18 protein-coding genes are annotated in these 18522 nt (G+C 63.9%); 17 read left to right on the top strand and 1 reads right to left on the bottom strand.

What is annotated here, in order from left to right:
- The first annotated feature begins 79 nt into the window (after positions 1-79).
- Positions 80-1981 (top strand): sensor histidine kinase, encoded by a 1902-nt coding sequence (locus SE92_RS11100; RefSeq protein ID WP_063195735.1) that lies wholly within the window; start codon positions 80-82, stop codon positions 1979-1981.
- On the opposite strand, the gene SE92_RS37530 is transcribed toward SE92_RS11100, so the two are convergent.
- On the bottom strand, positions 1906-2415 hold the full coding sequence (locus SE92_RS37530; protein ID WP_502686757.1) for a hypothetical protein: 510 nt from the start codon (positions 2413-2415) through the stop codon (positions 1906-1908). The genes SE92_RS11100 and SE92_RS37530 overlap by 76 nt on opposite strands.
- Here SE92_RS37530 and SE92_RS11095 point away from each other — a divergent pair.
- The 16 genes from SE92_RS11095 to hybE all read left to right on the top strand — a co-directional run bounded on the left by SE92_RS11095 (position 2375) and on the right by hybE (position 18349).
- Positions 2375-4060 (top strand): DUF3300 domain-containing protein, encoded by a 1686-nt coding sequence (locus SE92_RS11095; protein WP_063195734.1) that lies wholly within the window; start codon positions 2375-2377, stop codon positions 4058-4060. The genes SE92_RS37530 and SE92_RS11095 overlap by 41 nt on opposite strands.
- Positions 4057-4974 (top strand): DUF2950 domain-containing protein, encoded by a 918-nt coding sequence (locus tag SE92_RS11090; RefSeq protein WP_063195733.1) that lies wholly within the window; start codon positions 4057-4059, stop codon positions 4972-4974. Before SE92_RS11095 ends, SE92_RS11090 begins: the two co-directional genes overlap by 4 nt.
- A gap of 43 nt (positions 4975-5017) precedes the next feature.
- Positions 5018-5425 carry a hypothetical protein gene (locus tag SE92_RS11085; protein WP_502686795.1) on the top strand — a complete coding sequence of 136 codons (408 nt, stop codon included), beginning with the start codon at positions 5018-5020 and terminating at the stop codon, positions 5423-5425.
- 55 nt (positions 5426-5480) lie between these two features.
- Positions 5481-7082, top strand: a complete 1602-nt coding sequence (locus tag SE92_RS11080; RefSeq protein WP_063195731.1) for a sensor histidine kinase — start codon at positions 5481-5483, stop codon at positions 7080-7082.
- A 367-nt stretch (positions 7083-7449) separates the two neighbouring features.
- Entirely contained in the window at positions 7450-8769 is a 1320-nt protein-coding gene (locus tag SE92_RS11075) for a DUF3422 domain-containing protein (protein WP_063195730.1), read from the top strand.
- A gap of 67 nt (positions 8770-8836) precedes the next feature.
- A complete protein-coding gene (locus tag SE92_RS11070) occupies positions 8837-9853 on the top strand; it encodes an NADH-quinone oxidoreductase subunit B family protein (protein ID WP_063195729.1) in 1017 nt (338 codons plus the stop codon).
- Positions 9850-11289 carry a nickel-dependent hydrogenase large subunit gene (locus SE92_RS11065; RefSeq protein ID WP_063195728.1) on the top strand — a complete coding sequence of 480 codons (1440 nt, stop codon included), beginning with the start codon at positions 9850-9852 and terminating at the stop codon, positions 11287-11289. The genes SE92_RS11070 and SE92_RS11065 overlap by 4 nt, the downstream gene beginning before the upstream one ends.
- Before the next feature lie 197 nt (positions 11290-11486).
- Positions 11487-12578, top strand: coding sequence for a hydrogenase small subunit (locus SE92_RS11060; RefSeq protein WP_063195727.1), 1092 nt, complete (start codon positions 11487-11489; stop codon positions 12576-12578).
- A 29-nt stretch (positions 12579-12607) separates the two neighbouring features.
- Positions 12608-14398 (top strand): nickel-dependent hydrogenase large subunit, encoded by a 1791-nt coding sequence (locus tag SE92_RS11055; RefSeq protein ID WP_063195726.1) that lies wholly within the window; start codon positions 12608-12610, stop codon positions 14396-14398.
- A gap of 9 nt (positions 14399-14407) precedes the next feature.
- Positions 14408-15151 carry a Ni/Fe-hydrogenase, b-type cytochrome subunit gene (gene cybH / locus SE92_RS11050; protein ID WP_063195725.1) on the top strand — a complete coding sequence of 248 codons (744 nt, stop codon included), beginning with the start codon at positions 14408-14410 and terminating at the stop codon, positions 15149-15151.
- 17 nt (positions 15152-15168) lie between these two features.
- Complete coding sequence (locus tag SE92_RS11045) at positions 15169-15744, top strand: HyaD/HybD family hydrogenase maturation endopeptidase (RefSeq protein ID WP_063195724.1); 576 nt, start codon at positions 15169-15171, stop codon at positions 15742-15744.
- A 26-nt stretch (positions 15745-15770) separates the two neighbouring features.
- Entirely contained in the window at positions 15771-16067 is a 297-nt protein-coding gene (locus SE92_RS11040) for a HypC/HybG/HupF family hydrogenase formation chaperone (RefSeq protein ID WP_063195723.1), read from the top strand.
- A gap of 266 nt (positions 16068-16333) precedes the next feature.
- Positions 16334-16780 (top strand): thioredoxin domain-containing protein, encoded by a 447-nt coding sequence (locus SE92_RS11035; RefSeq protein ID WP_063195722.1) that lies wholly within the window; start codon positions 16334-16336, stop codon positions 16778-16780.
- On the top strand, positions 16777-17640 hold the full coding sequence (locus SE92_RS11030; RefSeq protein ID WP_063195721.1) for a hydrogenase expression/formation protein: 864 nt from the start codon (positions 16777-16779) through the stop codon (positions 17638-17640). The genes SE92_RS11035 and SE92_RS11030 overlap by 4 nt, the downstream gene beginning before the upstream one ends.
- On the top strand, positions 17637-17846 hold the full coding sequence (locus SE92_RS11025; RefSeq protein ID WP_063195720.1) for a rubredoxin: 210 nt from the start codon (positions 17637-17639) through the stop codon (positions 17844-17846). The genes SE92_RS11030 and SE92_RS11025 overlap by 4 nt, the downstream gene beginning before the upstream one ends.
- The gene (hybE, locus tag SE92_RS11020; RefSeq protein WP_063195719.1) at positions 17843-18349 is read left to right on the top strand and encodes a [NiFe]-hydrogenase assembly chaperone HybE; all 507 of its coding nucleotides are present in this window, start codon (positions 17843-17845) and stop codon (positions 18347-18349) included. The genes SE92_RS11025 and hybE overlap by 4 nt, the downstream gene beginning before the upstream one ends.
- Positions 18350-18522: the final 173 nt, after the last annotated feature.

The following is an 18522-nucleotide window of genomic DNA, read 5'->3' as shown; positions in this document are numbered from 1 at the left end:
GCATCGCACTTTCGTGCCTGTCCGCGCGCCGCAATTCTCGCTAGAATTGCCTGGAAAGCAGCCGTCGGAAGCGGCGGTAATGGAGCTGAGCAGGCGTATGAGCGGTGTTTCGGTCAGGCCGTGGCCAGCTACGGCCGCACTGCTATACCTCGGCCTGTTCGTCGCCGCGAGCCTGCCGTCCGCGCGCGCCGAAGCCGTCGAGCGAAGCCGGCGCGGCGAGCTCAAACGCGTGCTGGTGTTGCACTCTTTCGGCCGCGAATTCCGGCCGTGGAGCGAATATGCCCGCGATATCAAGAGCGAACTCGAGCGACAGTCGCGCTGGCCGCTCGACATCCAGGAGCATGCGCTGCTCACGGCGCGCTTCAACATTCCTGGCCCCGAGGCGCCCTTTGTCGAATATCTGCACTCGCTGTACCAGGGCGTGACGCCCGACGTGGTGCTGAGCATCGGTGCACCGGCCGCTCGGTTTGCGCAGAGATACCGTGCAAAGCTGTTCCCGGATACGCCGCTCATTCTCACCGCGGTCGAGGATCGGCTGATTCATCGCGCAGGTCTCGGCTCCAACGATGTGGTCGTGGCAATTCGCAACGATTTTATGGCCGCATTCGAGAACATCCTGCAGGTTTTGCCGGACACCAAGTCCGTTGCAGTCGTAATTGGAGCCTCGCCACTCGAGAGGTTCTGGGTCGAGGAGGTCAAGCGAGAGCTGAAACCGCTCGACGGGCGAGTCGAGCTGGTCTGGTATTCGGATCTGTCATTCGAGGAGATCCTGAAGCGTGCATCGAAGCTCCCGCCGGGGACCGCCTTGTTCTGGGGGCTGATGTCGGTCGATGCAGCCGGCGTCGTCCACGAGAGCGACATTGCCCTGCGCAGCCTTCATGCAGTCGCAAATGCTCCGATCTTCTCCTACCAGGAGCCCTTTTTCGGTGACGGTCCCGTCGGAGGACCGATGCATTTGATCGCGGAAACGAGTGCAAGGACTGTTCGCGCCGCGATCGGCATCCTCGGCGGCGCGAAGCCCGCGAGCATCAACTCCGAGACGATCGGCTTCTCCGCACCCAGATATGACTGGCGGGAATTGCGGCGCTGGGGCATCAGCGAGAGTCGTTTGCCTCCTGACAGTCAGATCCTGTTTCGCGAGCCGAACATCTGGGAGCGTTATCGCTGGCAGATGCTGATGGTCGCGGCTGCGTTCCTCGTGCAGGGCGGTCTCATCAGTGGGCTGCTGCACGAACGGCGGCGACGGATGGTTGCCGAGGTCGAATCGCGCCAGCGTCTCGCCGAACTCGCTCACGCCAATCGCTATTCCGCCGTCGGCGAGTTGACCACGTCCATCGCCCACGAACTGAACCAGCCGCTCGGCTCCATCCTGACGAATGCCGAGACGGCCGAGCTCATGCTGAGCGCCAACACGCCCGACATCAACGAGGTTCGTCAGATCCTCGCCGACATCAGGCGCGATGACCAACGGGCCAGCGAGGTGATCCGCAGACTGCGCTCCGTCCTGAAAAAGACGCCGTTTGAAATCAGGGACATCGCGCTCAACGGTACCGTTCGCGAAGCGCTCGGCCTTGCGAAGGCCGTCGCCGACGGACGCCGCATCGCCTTGACCTACACGCCTCTGACGACTGATCTTCACGTCAGGGGAGATCCAGTCCAGCTTCAGCAGGTCATCCTCAACCTGATCATCAACGCGATGGATGCCGTGACGGATGCTGACGCCGGAAGGCGCGAGATCAGCGTCTCGACCCTCCGGGCCGGCAATCAGGCCGAGGTCAGGATCACCGATACCGGACCCGGAATAGCCCCGGCCGACCTCGCCAAGGTTTTCGACCCGTTTTTCACGACCAAGCCGCAAGGCATGGGAATGGGACTGGCGATCGTCAAAACCATCATCGAGGCTCATCACGGCGAAATTGTCGCGGCGAACCACGCCGCGGGCGGCGCCCAGTTCACGATGCGGCTTCCGATCGCGGGCTGAGGAGGCGATACCTCGATCTTGGTCAAGCCTCCGGGGCGCCGCAGCCGTTTTTCTTCCGCCGTCGCAGATGAGGGCAGGCGATCTCCCATGGGGCAGATCTCACCCAGCAGTTTCGGGACGGGGCCGGCTATGTTGGCCGCCTCCTGCGCGGCGCCGAGATCGGCACCCTGCCGGTGCAATTCGCCACCAGGTTCGAGCTCGTCATCAACATGAAGGCGGCCAATGCTCTCGGACTCACGGTGCCGAGCCGGCTGCTGATGGACGCCGAACGGATCGAATGAGAGTTTGTCTTGCGCCGCAGCACGCTTGAGGATCTCGTTTGTTTGATCTCGATCAACGAACGCCTCCGATCCGGCTTGATCTTCCCAAGTTGGAAGTACGAAGGAGGATGTGATGTTTCGCTGCGGCAAGATCGTGATGGCGCTTGCGTTCACAATGGCGACCTCGTTCGCTGCATCGGCACAGACTCCCACGACGCCCGCGGCCCCGGCTCCGCAGGCGCAGCCGGCTAGCCCCGCCGCGCCGTCGGCCGAGATTCTCAAACCCGAACAGCTCGAGGCTCTGGTTGCGCCGATTGCGCTCTATCCGGATGAACTCCTTGCCAACGTCCTGGCCGCCTCGACCTATCCACTCGAGGTCGTGCAGGCCGATCGTTGGCTGAAGGAGCGCAAGTCGCTGAAGGGCGATGCGCTGAGGGTCGAGGTCGAGAAGCAAGCATGGGATGACAGCATCAAGGCGCTGGTGAGCACCGCGGAGGTGCTGACCATGATGAGCGACAAGCTCGACTGGACCAAGAATCTCGGGGACGCTTTTCTTGCCCAGCAGGCAGATGTGATGGATGCGATCCAGCGGTTGCGCACGAAGGCCTATGACAACAAGAAGCTCGTTACGACCAAGCAACAGAAGGTCAGCGTCAAGACGCAGGAAAGCAAGCAGGTGGTCGTCATCGAACCGGCCGAGCCGGGGACGATGTACGTACCGTATTACGAGCCGGCCACCGTTTACGGGGCGTGGCCTTACGCGGCGTACCCGCCCTATTATTTCGGCTATCCCTCCCATATCGGCGCAGGCGTTGTCGCGGCTGGTCTTGCCTTCGGTACCGCCTGGGCCATCGGGCGCTGGGGCAACTACTGGGGCGGCGGTTGCAACTGGGGCAACCGCAACGTCTACGTCAACCATCGCAACACCAACATCAACACCGGCTGGCAGCACAATGCGGCGCACCGCCAGGGCGTGCGTTACAACAACACCAATGTTCAGCAGCGCTTCGGCAACAACAATCTGAAGGCCGGCGCTGCCGACCGGATGGATTTCCGCGGCCGTGACGGCAACCAGGTGCTGCGTCCGGACCAGGGAGCGCGCGATCGCGCGGGCGACCGTGCTGGTGATCGCGGTGGAGCGGGGGACCGCGCTGGCGACCGGGCCGGAGATCGCGCGGGTGACCGTGCCGGCAATCGTGGCGATCGGTCGGGCGACCGCGCCGGTGCTGCAGATCGTGCCAAGGGCGGCGGTGACCGCGCCAAGAATGCCAGCAAAGGCGGCGGCGATCGCGCCAAGGCTGCCAACCGCGCAGGTGGCGCTGCGGCCAACCGCGGCGGGGGCGGCAATCGTGGAGGCGCGATGAACGTTTCCTCGGGCCGGTCGGCGGCTGCGGCATCCGCACGTGGGCGCTCCAGCATGGCCAGCATGCCGCGCGGTGGCGGCGGCGGGCCGAGCATGGCCGGTCGTGGCGGCGGCGGCGGGATGTCGATGGGTGGCGGCGGCTTTCGTGGTGGAGGCGGAGGAGGTGGGCGCGGCGGCGGAGGTGGCCGGCGTTCCGATATCGCACTGAAGCACGACATCGTCCTGCTCGGTCATCTCGGTAACGGCCTCGGCTATTACCGCTTCAGCTATCTCGGCAGCGACAAGGCCTATGTGGGTGTCATGGCGCAGGAGGTCGAGCAGGTGATGCCGAACGCCGTAACGCGCGGAAGCGACGGATATCTGCGCGTGTACTACGAGAAGCTCGGATTGACATTCCGCACCTACCGCGACTGGCTCGCCAGCGGCGGGAACATCCCTGCGGAGGTGACGCCATGACCGGTCTGAAATCGTTACGTCGCGCGATTCTACCGGGCCTCATGGCGCTGGCGCTGCTTGGTTCTGCGTCACAGGCTCAGCAATCGTACAAGACGCCGGAAGATGCGGCCGCGGCGCTTGCGGCTGCAGTCAAGAGCGGGCCGGGCGACATCCTGAAAGTGCTCGGCAAGGCCGCGCAGGACATCGTCTTCTCCGGTGACGAGGTCGCCGACAACGACATACGCCAGCGCTTCACGTCGACGTATGACGCCAAGCACGGCATCAAGGCGGAGGGCAACAAGACCGCGACCCTGATGCTGGGCTCGGACGATTTTCCGTTCCCGATCCCGTTGGTCAACACCAAGTCCGGCTGGGAGTTCGACACCGACGAGGGGCGGATCGAAGTGCTCCGCCGCCGCATCGGCCGAAATGAGCTCGACGCGATCCAGACCGCGCTCGCCTATGTCGACGCCCAGAACGAATATGCCGGCAAGGATCGCGGTGAGGGCGTGGGCGTCTATGCGCAACGCATCGTCAGCAATCCCGGCAAGAAGGACGGGCTGTTCTGGCGCGACGACAGCGACCCGAGCCCGCTCGGTCCACTTGCGGCGGAGGCGTCAGCCGAAGGCTACAAGGCGGCCGGCGTAGGGCCGAGCCCATATCACGGATACTACTTTCGGATCTTGAAGGGGCAGGGGCCGGATGCGCCGGGCGGCCCGCTCAACTACGTCGTCAAAGGCAAGATGATTGGCGGCTTCGGGTTGATTGCCTGGCCTGCCGAATATGGCAATTCCGGCGTGATGACCTTCCTCGTCAATCATAACGGCACCGTCTACCAGAAGGACCTCGGCCAGCGCACGGACTTCGTCGCGAGACGGACCTCCTTGTTCGATCCCGACCAGACCTGGAAGAAAGTCGATGCCGAGAAGCCTTGAGCGCTGCGTTGCCTTGCTGAAGAATTCGGTCGTCTACCTCGGTATGATCGCGCTGCTTGCGTGCATCGTTCCGGCAACGCCGTCCTTCGCGCAGGCCTCAGGCCATGTCCGCGTCAAGATCGTAAAGGCGGGCCTGCTCGTCGGCGCCGGCGTGGGCAACGGGGTGCTCTATCGCGGCCATAACTATCCGTTCCAGGTATCCGGCATCAGCCTCGGTATCACGGCCGGCGCGACCATCGGACGGCTCGATGGCTGGGCGTCGGGCATCCGCGAGATCTCCGACTTTGCGGGGTCTTACAGCTCGGTTGGCGGCGGCGCGGCGCTCGTCGGAGGAGTGAACGGCGTTCACTTGCGCAACGACAAGGGCGTCGTGATCGTCCTGCGAGGGCCGAAGGCCGGTCTGGAGTTTGCCGCCAACCTCAGCGGGATCACGATATCGCTTGCCAAATAAGGGTGCAGGCAATTGACACTTCGTATCAACAACCGCCGGAGCGCAGGCGGGCGCCATGCTGAACGTCGAAACAAAGGGTTACGCCGCCGCATCGGATCGGGATCTTCCCGTCGTCGTCGCATTGATGCCCGCGACGTCGAAGCAGCGAGCAGTCGCGGCGGGCATTGCCGTCGTAATTATCGCCTTTGCCGTGCTGGTCGCTCCTTTTGCGCATCTCCAGATCGGCAAGATCGACAGCTTTGTTCCCGTTCTTCAAACCGTCCTGAGCGCAGCCGACCTGCTTACCGCAATTCTATTGCTGGCCCAGTATTCGGTCCAACCGCACCGATCGCTGCTTGCCATCGCCAGCGCATACCTCTTCAGCGCCTCGTTCGCCTTCTTGCAGACATTGAGTTTCCCGGGAGGCTACGCACCTGGCGGCCTCATCGGTGACGGCTTCAACACGCCGGCCTGGTTCTTCGTGCTGTGGCACACAGCGTTTTTCTTGTGCGTCCTGTCGTACGCCTCGCTGAAGGAGATCAATGCGCCAATTGCCAGGTCGCCCGCTGCCAGCATCGCGCTCACGCTTGGGTTTGTGTGCGGGGCGGTGGCGCTATCGGCGACGCTTGTCACCGTTGGGGTTGAGCATCTGCCCAGCTTCTACACAGCAAGTGTCACGCTGCAAACGCGGCTCGGTAATCAGATCAATATCGCGTTGTTCGTCTTCGGCGCGTTCCTGCTTTTGCTGCTCTTTGCACGCAGTCGAACGGTGCTTGACCTTTGGTTGATGGTCACCTTGCTGGCGTGGCTGCCCAACTTCCTCGTGGCAGCCGTCGCTAGCTCGGTTCGTTTTTCTGCTGGTTGGTATGCGGCTCGCGGCTTTGCGCTGGTCGCTAGTTGCATGCTGCTGTCGGTCCTGCTGACCGAAATGACCGTGCTCTACTCCCGGCTCGCCAGCGCCCTGACGATGCAGCGGCGTGAGCGAGCCAACCGCCTGGTGAGCATTGACGCCGCCACCGCGGCGATCGCGCATGAAGTCAGGTCGCCACTGGGCTCGATCACTTTGAATGCGAGTACGGCTCTGCAGATGCTTCAGGCACAGCCTCCTCGGCTGGAGGAGATGAACGTCATTCTGAGGGATATGGAAGAAGCCAGTTTAAGGGTGAATGATACGATCAGGAGCGTTCGCGGGCTCTTCAAGGACGCCGCTGATCAACCAGCGGCAATAGACATCGAAGAAGTCACGCGCCAGGTATTGCGGCTGCTGCAGCACGAATTGCAGTTGAACGAAGTCTCTGTCGTGACCGAGTTTCATGTCGATGGCGCCTTGGTGCGTGCGGATCCAGTGCAACTGCAGCAAGTGATCTTGAACCTGCTCAAGAACGCCCTCGAAGCGATGAACTCCACGTCGGCCGGCGGGCGCAGATTGTTCGTTGGTACACGGCTCGACCGAGACGCCGTTGTCCTCTTCGTTCGGGACAATGGCGCGGGAGTGTGTCCGCGCGACCAGGGCCGAATTTTTGAGCCGTTCTTCACAACGAAGCAGGCAGGGATGGGGCTGGGCCTGCCGATCTGCCGCATGATCGTCGAAAGGTATGACGGCAGTCTGGTGCTTGCAGAATCCGGTCGCCATGGTTCGACCTTTGAGGTGGCTTTGCCGGCCATCCATCTGGCCTGAGCTCCACCGCGTGACGTCCGCGCCGTTGGTCGAGGCCGCGGTTGTGCTGATGCCCGACTCGCGCTTGGAACGAGAGCGCAAGATTTTCAACGCATTAAGAGGCGATATGAGTCGCGTGAGATCAAGAAAGGTCTCACTACAGCGGACATGCGCATGCTTTCCGTATGTCGAGCTTCCGGGCACGCAGGGCCGCTGCCAGTGACGCCAGCCCGTTGCCGCCCAGTGGATAGTTACTTTCTGCACGATGCGGCAGGGAAGGTGGAGATGTCATGCCAACGGGTGATTGCATCGGCATGGGTGTGTTGTGGTAGTGAACGGGAAGTCGCGGGACAACGCGCGGGCTGAAAGCGCTACCAAAGGACATCAGATGAACCGTGACCTCGATCTCGCCGGCTTTGAGCTGCATCCGCAGCGTGGTGCGGTGCTGGGCGAGGTGCACGCGCGTCCATTCACGCGGCTCACGGCGCCGCTCACGGTGCTGCGCTTTGCCTTTCTCAGCCAGGGCGATGTCGCCGCAGCCGATCGGCAGAAGTTCGTGGCCTTCTGTGCATCGCACGGGCAGGCGCCGCCGGATGACGGGACCAAGCATCATCAAGTCGCCATCGGCGCGGTCCAGCTCCGCTGGGAGCAGCACTCGGAATTTTCGACCTTCACCTGGATCCTCACCAATACGGATGGGTCGGCCGGGGCTTTCGGCGGGATCGGTGGCGAATCCGCCGCACTGATCCGGTCTCTGCCGCAGTCCGGCCAATTGCTGGTCTCGGTCAAGCTCGAGGTCGAGCAGACCTCGGCGGCGCTGGAGCGCGCCCAACAGCTTTTCGAGCGCGCGAGCCTCGCGGTCGCCGCGGTCCGCAGCGGACCTGCGGTGGTGGCGTCGGACTTTCGCGTGGATGGCGACGGCTTCGTTCGGATCCTCGTCTGCAATGACGGCCTGTCGCCGGGCCGGTTGGGCGCGCTGGTGCAGCGGGTGCTGGAGATCGAGACCTATCGCACGCTGGCGCTGCTCGGTCTTCCCGCCGCGCTCGAGCTTGCGCCTTCGGTCGATCATATCGGCCGTCGGCTCGTCGAAGTCCTCGAGGAGATGCAGGGGGCCGAGGATCTCAAGCTCAACAATCATTTGCTGACGGAGCTGACCGCCTTGGCCGCGTCCTTGGAAAGGGGCGCTGCCGGCAGCCTGTTCCGCTTCGGCGCCAGCCGTGCCTATTACGACATCGTGCAGTCCCGCCTGAACGTGATCGAGGGCGGCGAGATCGCGGGCTATCCGACCTGGTCCTCCTTCCTCGCCCGGCGCATGGCACCGGCGATGCGCACCTGCGCCACGATGGAAGACCGGCAGGCCAATCTGTCGATCAAGCTCGCCCGTGCGGCAGATCTGCTGCGCACGCGCGTCGACGTCGAGCTCGAGGAGCAAAACCGCGATCTCCTGCGCTCGATGGACGAGCGGACCAAGCTGCAATTGCGGCTGCAGAGCACGGTCGAGGGCCTATCAGTGGCGGCGATCGGCTATTATGTCGTCAGCCTGTTCGGTTACCTGGCCAAGGGGGCCCATGACGGCGGCCTGCATGTCGAGCCGTCGCTTGCGACCGCATTGTTCGTGCCGATTGCGGTGGGGCTGGTCTGGATCATCACCCGCAATATCCGCAGGCGGCATCTGAAGCACGAAGAAATGGCGGGTTCCCACGATTGAGCGTGCAAACGAGCCCCTTGCGCTTCGGAAATCGGCAGTTGAAGCTGGGGCGACCGGGAGATGTCACATGAGCCGATCCGACGGAACGACCAATGTGCTCTGGCTGCAGGGCGCAAGCTGCGGCGGCTGCACCATGTCGATCCTCGAAAGCGGCGCCTCCGGCTGGTTCGACGAGCTCAGGCAGTTCGGCATCAATCTGTTGTGGCATCCCTCGGTCAGTGAGGAGACCGGCGAGGAAGCGGTCGAGGTGCTGCAATCGGTGCTGGATGGCAAGGTGCCGCTGGACTTGCTGCTTCTGGAAGGCTCCGTCGCGCGCGGTCCTAACGACAGCGGCCGCTTCAACATGCTCGCGGGCACCGGCCGCTCGGTCTATCGCTGGATGCTCGATCTCGCACCCCGCGCGGACTATGTGGTTGCGGTCGGAAGCTGCGCAGCCTATGGCGGCGTGCCGGCGGCGGGCATCAACCCGACCGACGCGGTCGGCCTGCAATATGAGGGCGCGGAATCGGGCGGCGCGCTTGGCGCCGGCTTCCGTTCCCGGCGCGGTCTGCCCGTGATCAACGTTGCCGGCTGCGCGCCGCACCCGGGCTGGATGATGGAAACCATCTTGGCATTGACGACCAGGGATATTGCAGCGGCCGATCTGGACGGTTACGGGCGGCCGAAATTCGTCGCCAACCATCTCGCCCATCACGGCTGCTCGCGAAACGAATTCTACGAGTTCAAGGCCAGCGCCGAGACCATGTCGGAGCGCGGCTGCCTGATGGAGCATCTCGGCTGCAAGGCGACGCAAGCGGTCGGCGACTGCAACCAGCGCTCGTGGAACGGCGGCGGCTCCTGCACCAAGGGCGGCTATGCCTGCATCGCCTGCACCTCGCCAGGCTTCGAAGGGGCGCAGAACTTCCTGGAGACTGCGAAACTCGCCGGCATTCCGGTCGGCCTGCCGACAGACATGCCGAAGGCCTGGTTCGTCGCGCTGGCGGCGCTGTCGAAATCGGCAACGCCGCGGCGTGTGCGGCTGAACGCGACCTCCGACCATGTCGTCGTGCCTCCCGGGCGTTCCACGGACAAGCGAACCCCATGACGAGGATCACGATCGGCCCGTTCAACCGCGTCGAGGGCGATCTCGAGGTGCGGCTCGACGTCGAGGGCGGCCGCGTCGCGCGCGCGGAAGTCACGGCGCCGCTCTATCGTGGCTTCGAGCAGATCCTGGAAGGACGTCCCCCGCTCGATGCGCTGGCGCTGGCCCCAAGGATTTGTGGCATCTGCTCGGTCTCGCAATCGGTGGCGGCCGCGGCCGCGCTTCGCCGTGCCATGGGAATCGAAGCGGCGCCGAACGGGTTGCTCGCCACCAACATCGCGCACGCTGCCGAAAATGCCGCCGATCATCTCACGCACTTTTACATTTTTTTCATGCCGGACTTCGCCCGCGAGGCCTACGCCCCGCATCCCTGGCACGAGGCGACGCGCGAACGTTTCGCAGCGACGCGCGGCAGCGCGGCGCGTGACGCCTTGCCGGCGCGAGCGCGGCTGCTCGAGACCATGGGCATCATCGCCGGCAAATGGCCGCACAGCCTGGCGTTCCAGCCCGGCGGCACGACACGGGCGATCGATCTCGGCGAGCGTGTGCGGCTGCTCTCGATCGTAGCAGGATTCCGCGCGTTCCTGGAACGTGTGGTCTTCGCGGATACGCTGGAGAGCGTCCTGTCGATCCCGAATGCCAGTGAGCTCGATCGCTGGCGGGACGGGCGCGGCGGCGATTTCGCGCACTTCCTCCGGCTTGCGGACGCACTGTCCCTGAACGAGCTCGGCCGGGGACCGGGATTGCTGATGAGTTATGGCGCCTATCACGGTGCCGACAGTGAGCTGTTTCCTCGCGGCCTGTTCGGGCCACGGGCCATGATCGAGCCCTTGCCGCTGACGCAGATTACCGAGGATGTCTCGCACGCCTGGATGCGAGATACGTCCGCCGATCCGGCGCACAGCAGCACCGTGCCGGATCCCGATAAGGCGAGCGCCTATAGCTGGTGCAAGGCGCCGCGGCTATCCGGCCAGCCGATCGAAGTCGGCGCGGTCGCGCGCCAGACGGTGGCTGGGCAGCCCTTGGTCGACGATCTCGTCAGGGCCGGCGGCACCAACGTCCGCAATCGCGTGATCGCGCGGTTGATCGAACTCGCGCGCATCGCGCTTGCCATGGAGCAATGGACGCGCGCGCTCAGACTCTCGGAGCCTTTCTGCCACCCCTCGCAGGAGATTCCCGACGGCGCCAGCGTCGGTCTGGTCGAGGCCGCGCGCGGCAGTCTCGGGCACTGGATGGCGGTGCGCGCGGGCCGGATCGAACGTTACCAGATCATCGCGCCCACCACCTGGAATTTCTCGCCACGCGATTCCTTCGACATCGGCGGTCCGCTGGAGCAGGCGCTGGTCGGCACCGATGTCGGCGATGCCGGGCCCCGCTCAGTTGCGATCCAGCACATCGTGCGGTCCTTCGATCCCTGCATGGTGTGCACGGCGCACTAAGGCGGAAACTTCGTTGCCTACTGCAAATCGAGTTGTTTCCGCTTCCCGTCTTTTGACGTGCTCGTCCGCCCTCCATAAGAGCCGTTCAAATGCCTAACGGTTTGGAATCTCTCTACATTTGAATCGCTCCAGGCTTTTGGCCTGCTTCTTGCTGCCTTTGGCGTCATCGAAAAGTCAAAGCCGATAGCGGAGGACACATGGGCGCGGCGACGGAAACGTTTTACAGCGTGATCAGGCGGCAAGGCATCACGCGTCGGAGCTTTCATAAATTCTGCAGCCTGACGGCGACGAGCCTCGGGCTCGGTCCGCTGGCGGCAAGCCGTATCGCCAATGCGCTGGAGACCAAGCCGCGCGTGCCCGTGATCTGGATGCACGGGCTCGAATGCACCTGTTGCTCGGAGAGCTTCATCCGGTCCGCACACCCGCTCGTGAAGGATGCCGTGCTGTCGATGATCTCGCTCGACTATGACGACACCATCATGGCCGCCGCCGGCCACCAGGCCGAAGCGATCCTCGATGAGACCCGCGCCAAGCACAAGGGCCAGTACATCCTCGCGGTGGAAGGCAATCCGCCGCTGAACGAGGGCGGCATGTTCTGCATCGACGGCGGCAAGCCGTTCGTCGAGAAGCTGAAGATGATGGCCGAGGATGCCATGGCGATCATCGCCTGGGGCGCCTGCGCGTCCTGGGGCTGCGTGCAGGCTGCAAAGCCCAATCCGACGCAGGCCACGCCGATCGACAAGGTGATCACCAACAAGCCGATCATCAAGGTGCCGGGATGCCCCCCGATCGCCGAGGTGATGACCGGCGTCGTCACCTTCATCACCACCTTCGGCAAGCTGCCTGAGCTCGACCGCCAGGGCCGGCCGAAGATGTTCTACTCGCAACGCATCCACGACAAATGCTACCGGCGCCCGCATTTCGACGCCGGACAGTTCGTCGAGGAGTGGGACGACGAGGCCGCGCGCAAGGGCTACTGCCTCTACAAGATGGGCTGCAAGGGCCCGACCACCTACAACGCCTGCTCGACCGTGCGATGGAACGGCGGCGTCTCGTTCCCGATCCAGTCGGGCCACGGCTGCATCGGCTGCTCGGAAGACGGCTTCTGGGACAAGGGCTCGTTCTATGACCGCCTTACCAACATCAAGCAGTTCGGCATCGAGAAGAACGCCGATCAGATCGGCATGGTGGCCGCCGGCGCCGTCGGCGCCGCGGTGGCCGCGCATGCGGCCGTCACCGCGGTGAAGCGGCTCGCGACCAAGCGCGAAGACATCGACCACAACAGCTGATCAAAGCGACAGATTAGGGTAGGGCATCCATGGGCATCCAGACTCCCAACGGCTTCAATCTCGACAATTCCGGCAAACGCATCGTCGTCGATCCCGTGACCCGTATCGAAGGTCACATGCGGGTCGAGGTCAATGTCGACGCCGACAACGTCATCCGCAATGCGGTCTCCACCGGCACGATGTGGCGCGGCATCGAGGTGATCTTGAAGAACCGCGATCCACGCGACGCCTGGGCGTTCACCGAGCGGATCTGCGGCGTCTGCACCGGCACGCACGCGCTGACGTCGGTGCGCGCGGTCGAGAATGCGCTCGGCATCACCATTCCCGAGAATGCCAACTCGATCCGCAATCTGATGCAGCTGGCCTTGCAGGTGCACGACCACGTCGTCCATTTCTATCATCTCCATGCGCTGGACTGGGTCGATGTCGTCTCCGCGCTTTCGGCCGATCCCCGCGCAACCTCGGCGCTGGCGCAGTCGATATCGAGCTGGCCACTGTCCTCGCCCGGCTACTTCAAGGATCTGCAGACGCGCCTGAAGAAGTTCGTCGAGTCTGGACAATTGGGTCCGTTCAAGAACGGCTATTGGGGCAGCAAGGCCTATAAGCTGCCGCCCGAAGCCAACCTGATGGCTGTGGCGCATTATCTCGAAGCGCTCGATTTCCAGAAGGAGATCGTCAAGATCCACACCATCTTCGGCGGCAAGAATCCGCATCCGAACTGGCTGGTCGGCGGCGTGCCCTGTCCGATCAATGTCGACGGCACCGGCGCCGTCGGCGCCATCAACATGGAGCGGTTGAACCTGATCTCGTCGATCATCGATCAGCTGATCCAGTTCAACGAGCAGGTCTACCTGCCCGACGTCGCCGCGATCGGGTCGTTCTACAAGGACTGGCTCTATGGCGGCGGCCTTTCGGGCCAGAGCGTGCTTGCCTATGGCGACGTTCCCGAACATGCCAACGACTATTCCGAGAAGAGCCTGAAGCTGCCGCGCGGCGCCATTATCAACGGCAATCTGTCCGAAGTGTTTCCGGTCGATCACACCAATCCCGACGAGATCCAGGAGTTCGTGGTGCACTCCTGGTACAAATATCCCGATGAGACCAAGGGCCTGCATCCCTGGGACGGCATCACCGAGCCGAACTACGTGCTGGGCCCCAAGGCGAAGGGCACCAAGACTGCGATCGAGGAGCTCGACGAGGGCGGCAAATATTCGTGGATCAAGGCGCCGCGCTGGAAAGGGCACGCGATGGAGGTCGGCCCGCTGGCGCGCTGGGTCGTCGGCTATGCGCAGAACAAGGCCGAGTTCAAGGATCCCGTCGACAAGTTCTTGAAAGATCTGAATCTGCCGACGTCGGCGCTGTTCTCGACTCTCGGCCGCACCGCGGCGCGCGCGCTCGAGTCGGTCTGGGCCGGCCGCCAGATGCGCTATTTCCAGGACAAGCTCATCGCCAACATCAAGGCTGGCGACAGTTCGACCGCCAATGTCGACAAGTGGAAGCCGGAGAGCTGGCCGAAGGAGGCCAAGGGCGTCGGCTTCACCGAGGCGCCGCGTGGCGCGCTGGCCCACTGGATCAAGATCAAGGACACCAAGATCGACAATTACCAGTGCGTGGTGCCGACCACCTGGAACGGCTCGCCGAGGGATCCCAAGGGCAACATCGGCGCCTTCGAGGCCTCGCTGATGAACACGCCGATGGTCAATCCCGAGCAGCCCCTGGAGATCCTGCGCACGATCCATTCTTTCGATCCGTGCTTGGCCTGTTCGACTCACGTCATGAGCCCGGACGGCCAGGAGCTCGCCAAGGTCAAGGTCAGGTAGGAGGCGGTCATGATGGATGCTGTTGCTCCCGGCGCGGACGCAAGGCCGGACCTCGCGGCGATCGCAGCCGACGCGTCCGGGGAACGGGCGGTGGGCCGACCCACCGTCTATGTCTACGAAGCGCCGGTGCGGATCTGCCATTGGGTGAACGCGTTTTCCATCATCGTGCTGATGGTGACGGGCTATCTGATCGGAACGCCGCTGCCGACGGTCGCGGGTGAGGCGTCCGATAATTTCGTGATGGGTTACATCCGCTTCGCCCATTTCGCGGCGGGGCAGGTGCTCGCGGTATTTTTCCTCACGCGGATCCTGTGGGCCTTCGTCGGCAACCACCACTCCCGGCAGATCTTCTACATTCCCGTGCATCGCAAGCAGTTCTGGAAGGAAGTGCTGCACGAGATCCGCTGGTACGCGTTCCTGGAGCGCGAGCCGAAGATGTATGTCGGCCATAATCCGCTGGCGCAGACCGCGATGTTCACCGGCTTTACGCTGTTCGTGGCCTTCATGATCGTCACCGGCTTTGCGCTCTATTCGGAAGGCCAGGGCATCGACAGCTGGCAGCACAAGCTGTTCGGCTGGGTGTTTGCGATTTGGCCGAACAGCCAGGACGTTCACACCTGGCATCATCTCGGCATGTGGGCGCTGGTGACGTTCGTGATGGTGCACATCTACGCGGCGATCCGCGAAGACATCATGTCGCGCCAGAGCATCATCTCCTCGATGGTGTCCGGCGAGCGGCAATTCCGCGACTGAAAATGGGAACGTGACCGATGCCGACATCTTCGCAAGACCGCATCCTGGTGCTCGGCATCGGTAACATCTTGTGGGCTGACGAAGGCTTCGGCGTGCGCGTGGTGGAAGAGTTCCACCGCCGCTACGCCGTGCCTGACAACGTCACCATCCTCGACGGCGGCACGCAGGGACTCTACCTCGTCAACTATCTGGAAGAAGCCGACCGCCTGATCGTGTTCGACGCCATCGACTACGGCCTCGAGCCCGGCGAGTTGAAGCTGGTGCGCGACGACGAGGTGCCGCGTTTCACCGGCGCCAAGAAGATGAGCCTGCATCAGACCGGCTTCCAGGAAGTGATCAGCGCGGCCGATTTGCTCGGCAGATGCCCGAAGCATTTGGTGCTGATCGGCTGCCAGCCGCTGGATCTCGAAGACTGGGGCGGGCCGCTGACGGCGCCGGTGCGCGACCAGATCGCGTCCGCGATCGATGTCGCCTGCCGGATCTTGGCCGAGTGGGGCGTCGCGGTGAGCCGCCGCAGCGTGCCCCTGGCGGGCACCGAGCGGTTGCTCGCCAATGACATCGACCACGCCAATTACGAGATGCGGCCGGCCTGAGCGGCCGGCCTTTTGGAGCAAATGCGATGTGCCTCGGCCTGCCGATGACGATCGTCGACACTGACGGAATATCGGCGCTGTGCGAGTTTCGCGGCGAGCAGCGTCGCGTCTCCATGCTGCTGCTCTCCAACCCGCCGGTCGGTGCGCATGTGCTGGTCTATATCGATACCGCGATCCGGCTTTTGGACGAGGACGAGGCGCGCCTGATCGGTGCTGCGATCGACGGGCTCGGTGCTGCCCTCGACGGCGAGGATTGCGACCGCTTCTTCGCCGATCTGATCGGCCGCGAGCCGCAGCTTCCCCCACACCTCCGGTCTGAATAAGCGAGCACCCTGCCGCCTTGATCTCCGCGGGGCGCCGGATCCTCGGCACGCAGCCGGGTGCGGCCTGGAAGCCATCTTTCTATCTGCAAATATAGATTCCATTGAAGCTGGAAAGTATCTTGGCACTGAGGCATGCGACGCGCCGGGTCTCAGAAAAGAAATGATATAGATCAATTAGATAGCTGAAGAAATCTGCTGGAATATCCTGGCATGTGCCTTGCTAACCCTATGCCGAGCAAAATCATAAGCTTGTCAGGGGAGGTCTGATGGAATTCCAGGTGGGGAAGCAGGATTTGACGCGGTACGGCCTGCCCGAGGTCGATGCCACGACGGTCGATCATTTTCTCGGCGCGGCCGACGAGGCCGGTGCGGTTGCGGTGCTGCTGTCGGCGGGCGATCCCAATCGTTTCCCGGAGGCAATCGATGTCGCCGTGGTGCTGCCGGAGTTGATCACCGCGTTCAACGGCCGGCTGCGCGGCGCGATCATCGCCCGCGACGACCAGCGCGCGCTCGGCGAGCGCTTTGGCGTGCGCGTGCAGCCGACGCTGATCCTCGTTGCCAAGGGCGAGACGCTGGGTCTGATCGCCAAGATCCAGGACTGGTCGGTCTATATCGAACGCATCAAAACCCTGATCGACCGCCCGCGCGGGCAAACGGCCGCGGTCGCCGTCACCATCGTTCCCCAGCATCGCGCGCAAGGTGTCGAGCTATGAAGGTCGGATTCTGGGATGCGCCTGAGGGCGCCGAGCAACCGGTCAGCGTGTTTCCGATCGGCGAGGAGAGTCTCAATGCGTCGAAGGGCAGTCTGACGGCGGCCGGCGCGCTGGCAAAGCTTGCAGCGCTGGACAGCGCCGAATTGGCCAAGAGCTGCCCGAATGCGGTCGCGCTGCTCTCGAAGATCGCTGAGGCCATCGCCGGCCAGAAGGCGGATGCGCCGACGCAGCTGTTCCGGCTCGCCAATCTCAACGAGCTCGAGAGTAAGCTCATCGCCGACGTGCTCGGCGAAGGCGAGGTCGGCGGCGTCGTTGCGTTGCCCGACGGATCGCTGGCCCAGATCCAGGAGTCGGTCCTGGCCGGGATCTGGCGCGTGCGGCTCGAGACTGATGCGGCTTCCGAATATCTCGAGATCGGCTCCGTCCCGGAGATCGTCAGGCGCGCGGCGGCCGACCTGACAGCCGCCGATTTCGAGATCGGGCAGGTGCCGGAGGGCGCGATGAACGTGCTGCCCGTGCTCGCCGAGATCCGCGAGCGGGCCTTGGCCTGGCGGCCCGGCCTCCGCTCGCAGATCATCAACTTCACGCTGCTGCCGATGAGCCCGGTGGACATGAGCTTCCTGCAGGACACGATCCGCAACGGGCCGATCCAGCTGGTGTCGCGCGGCTACGGCACCTGTCGCGTGCTGTCGACGGGTATCCGCAATGTCTGGTCGGTGCAGTTCTTCAACGCCATGGACACGATCATCCTCGATACGCTCGAAGTCGGAGGCGTGCCGACCGTTGCGCTGGCCGCGGACGAGGATTTCGAGGACTCCGCCGAGCGGCTGCAGGAAATCATCGAGGCCTATTTCAAATGAGTGCCTTCGAGAATTTTGGCGTACGCCAGGACGTCACCGAAGCGACGCGGCTGGAATGCGGTATCTGTTGGACGGTGTACGATCCCGCCGACGGCGACGACGTCGCGCAGATCGCGCCCGGCACGCCGTTCGCGGCGTTGCCGGAAGAGTGGCACTGCCCGAACTGCGACGCGCCGAAATCCAAATTCATGGCGATCGAAGCATGACCGGTGGTGCGCCAGCGCCCGAGGCCGACGCCGTGGCTTGGGGCGAGCTTCTGGCCGAAGGCTACCGGGAGATCGGCGATCGCGCGATGCGCGATCTGCCGATCTACAACGATGCGCTCGGCGTCGAGGCGGTTGGGTTCCGCCGGTTCAATGGCTCGTTCGTCGGCATCATGGTCACGCCGTGGTTCATGAACGTGGTGATGCCGACGAGCGCTATGCGGGAGAGGTCGGGCACGAGCTTACGATTCCGCTTTCCCGCGGGCGACATCGAGTTCAGCGTCAGTGAGATCGGGCAGATGGGTCGGATCGCAAGCTGCTCGCTGTTCTCGCCCATGTTCGAATTTGCCGACATGGCGGCCGCGCGGGCGACGGCCGAGGCGGCGCTTGCCGAGTTGATGCTGCCCGAGGACAGCGAGGAGGCGGCTCGCCGTCGCGAACCCGCGACAACCCCGATCGATCGGCGTAACTTCCTGCGCGGTGCCCTGACGGAGCGGCGCGAATGAGCCTGGCCTTTCGCAACGAGATCGACATTACGGTCTGGCTCGCCGGCGGCGTGATCGCCGACGTCGCGATCCAGCCGCGCAGCCGGCCGCCGTTGACGCGGCTGTTCGCCGGGAAGCCCGCAGCGTCGCTGCTTCCGGTGCTGCCACGGCTGTTCTCGCTCTGCTCGGTGGCC

The sequence above is a fragment of the Bradyrhizobium sp. AT1 genome (genome assembly GCF_001590795.1).
Classification (GTDB): Bacteria; Pseudomonadota; Alphaproteobacteria; order Rhizobiales; family Xanthobacteraceae; genus Bradyrhizobium.
This window is presented reverse-complemented; position numbering and strand designations above follow the sequence as displayed.

What these genes read in the sequence shown, in the direction of transcription:
- cybH (WP_063195725.1), top strand. Translation starts at nt 14,408, where the DNA reads ATGATGGATGCTGTTGCTCCCGGCGCGGACGCAAGGCCGGACCTCGCG.
- SE92_RS11085 (WP_502686795.1), top strand. Translation starts at nt 5,018, where the DNA reads ATGATCGCGCTGCTTGCGTGCATCGTTCCGGCAACGCCGTCCTTCGCG.
- SE92_RS11040 (WP_063195723.1), top strand. Translation starts at nt 15,771, where the DNA reads ATGTGCCTCGGCCTGCCGATGACGATCGTCGACACTGACGGAATATCG.
- SE92_RS11030 (WP_063195721.1), top strand. Translation starts at nt 16,777, where the DNA reads ATGAAGGTCGGATTCTGGGATGCGCCTGAGGGCGCCGAGCAACCGGTC.
- SE92_RS11065 (WP_063195728.1), top strand. Translation starts at nt 9,850, where the DNA reads ATGACGAGGATCACGATCGGCCCGTTCAACCGCGTCGAGGGCGATCTC.
- SE92_RS11035 (WP_063195722.1), top strand. Translation starts at nt 16,334, where the DNA reads ATGGAATTCCAGGTGGGGAAGCAGGATTTGACGCGGTACGGCCTGCCC.
- SE92_RS11060 (WP_063195727.1), top strand. Translation starts at nt 11,487, where the DNA reads ATGGGCGCGGCGACGGAAACGTTTTACAGCGTGATCAGGCGGCAAGGC.
- SE92_RS11070 (WP_063195729.1), top strand. Translation starts at nt 8,837, where the DNA reads ATGAGCCGATCCGACGGAACGACCAATGTGCTCTGGCTGCAGGGCGCA.
- SE92_RS11025 (WP_063195720.1), top strand. Translation starts at nt 17,637, where the DNA reads ATGAGTGCCTTCGAGAATTTTGGCGTACGCCAGGACGTCACCGAAGCG.
- SE92_RS11045 (WP_063195724.1), top strand. Translation starts at nt 15,169, where the DNA reads ATGCCGACATCTTCGCAAGACCGCATCCTGGTGCTCGGCATCGGTAAC.
- SE92_RS11075 (WP_063195730.1), top strand. Translation starts at nt 7,450, where the DNA reads ATGAACCGTGACCTCGATCTCGCCGGCTTTGAGCTGCATCCGCAGCGT.
- SE92_RS11100 (WP_063195735.1), top strand. Translation starts at nt 80, where the DNA reads ATGGAGCTGAGCAGGCGTATGAGCGGTGTTTCGGTCAGGCCGTGGCCA.
- SE92_RS11090 (WP_063195733.1), top strand. Translation starts at nt 4,057, where the DNA reads ATGACCGGTCTGAAATCGTTACGTCGCGCGATTCTACCGGGCCTCATG.
- SE92_RS11080 (WP_063195731.1), top strand. Translation starts at nt 5,481, where the DNA reads ATGCTGAACGTCGAAACAAAGGGTTACGCCGCCGCATCGGATCGGGAT.
- hybE (WP_063195719.1), top strand. Translation starts at nt 17,843, where the DNA reads ATGACCGGTGGTGCGCCAGCGCCCGAGGCCGACGCCGTGGCTTGGGGC.
- SE92_RS11055 (WP_063195726.1), top strand. Translation starts at nt 12,608, where the DNA reads ATGGGCATCCAGACTCCCAACGGCTTCAATCTCGACAATTCCGGCAAA.
- SE92_RS11095 (WP_063195734.1), top strand. Translation starts at nt 2,375, where the DNA reads ATGTTTCGCTGCGGCAAGATCGTGATGGCGCTTGCGTTCACAATGGCG.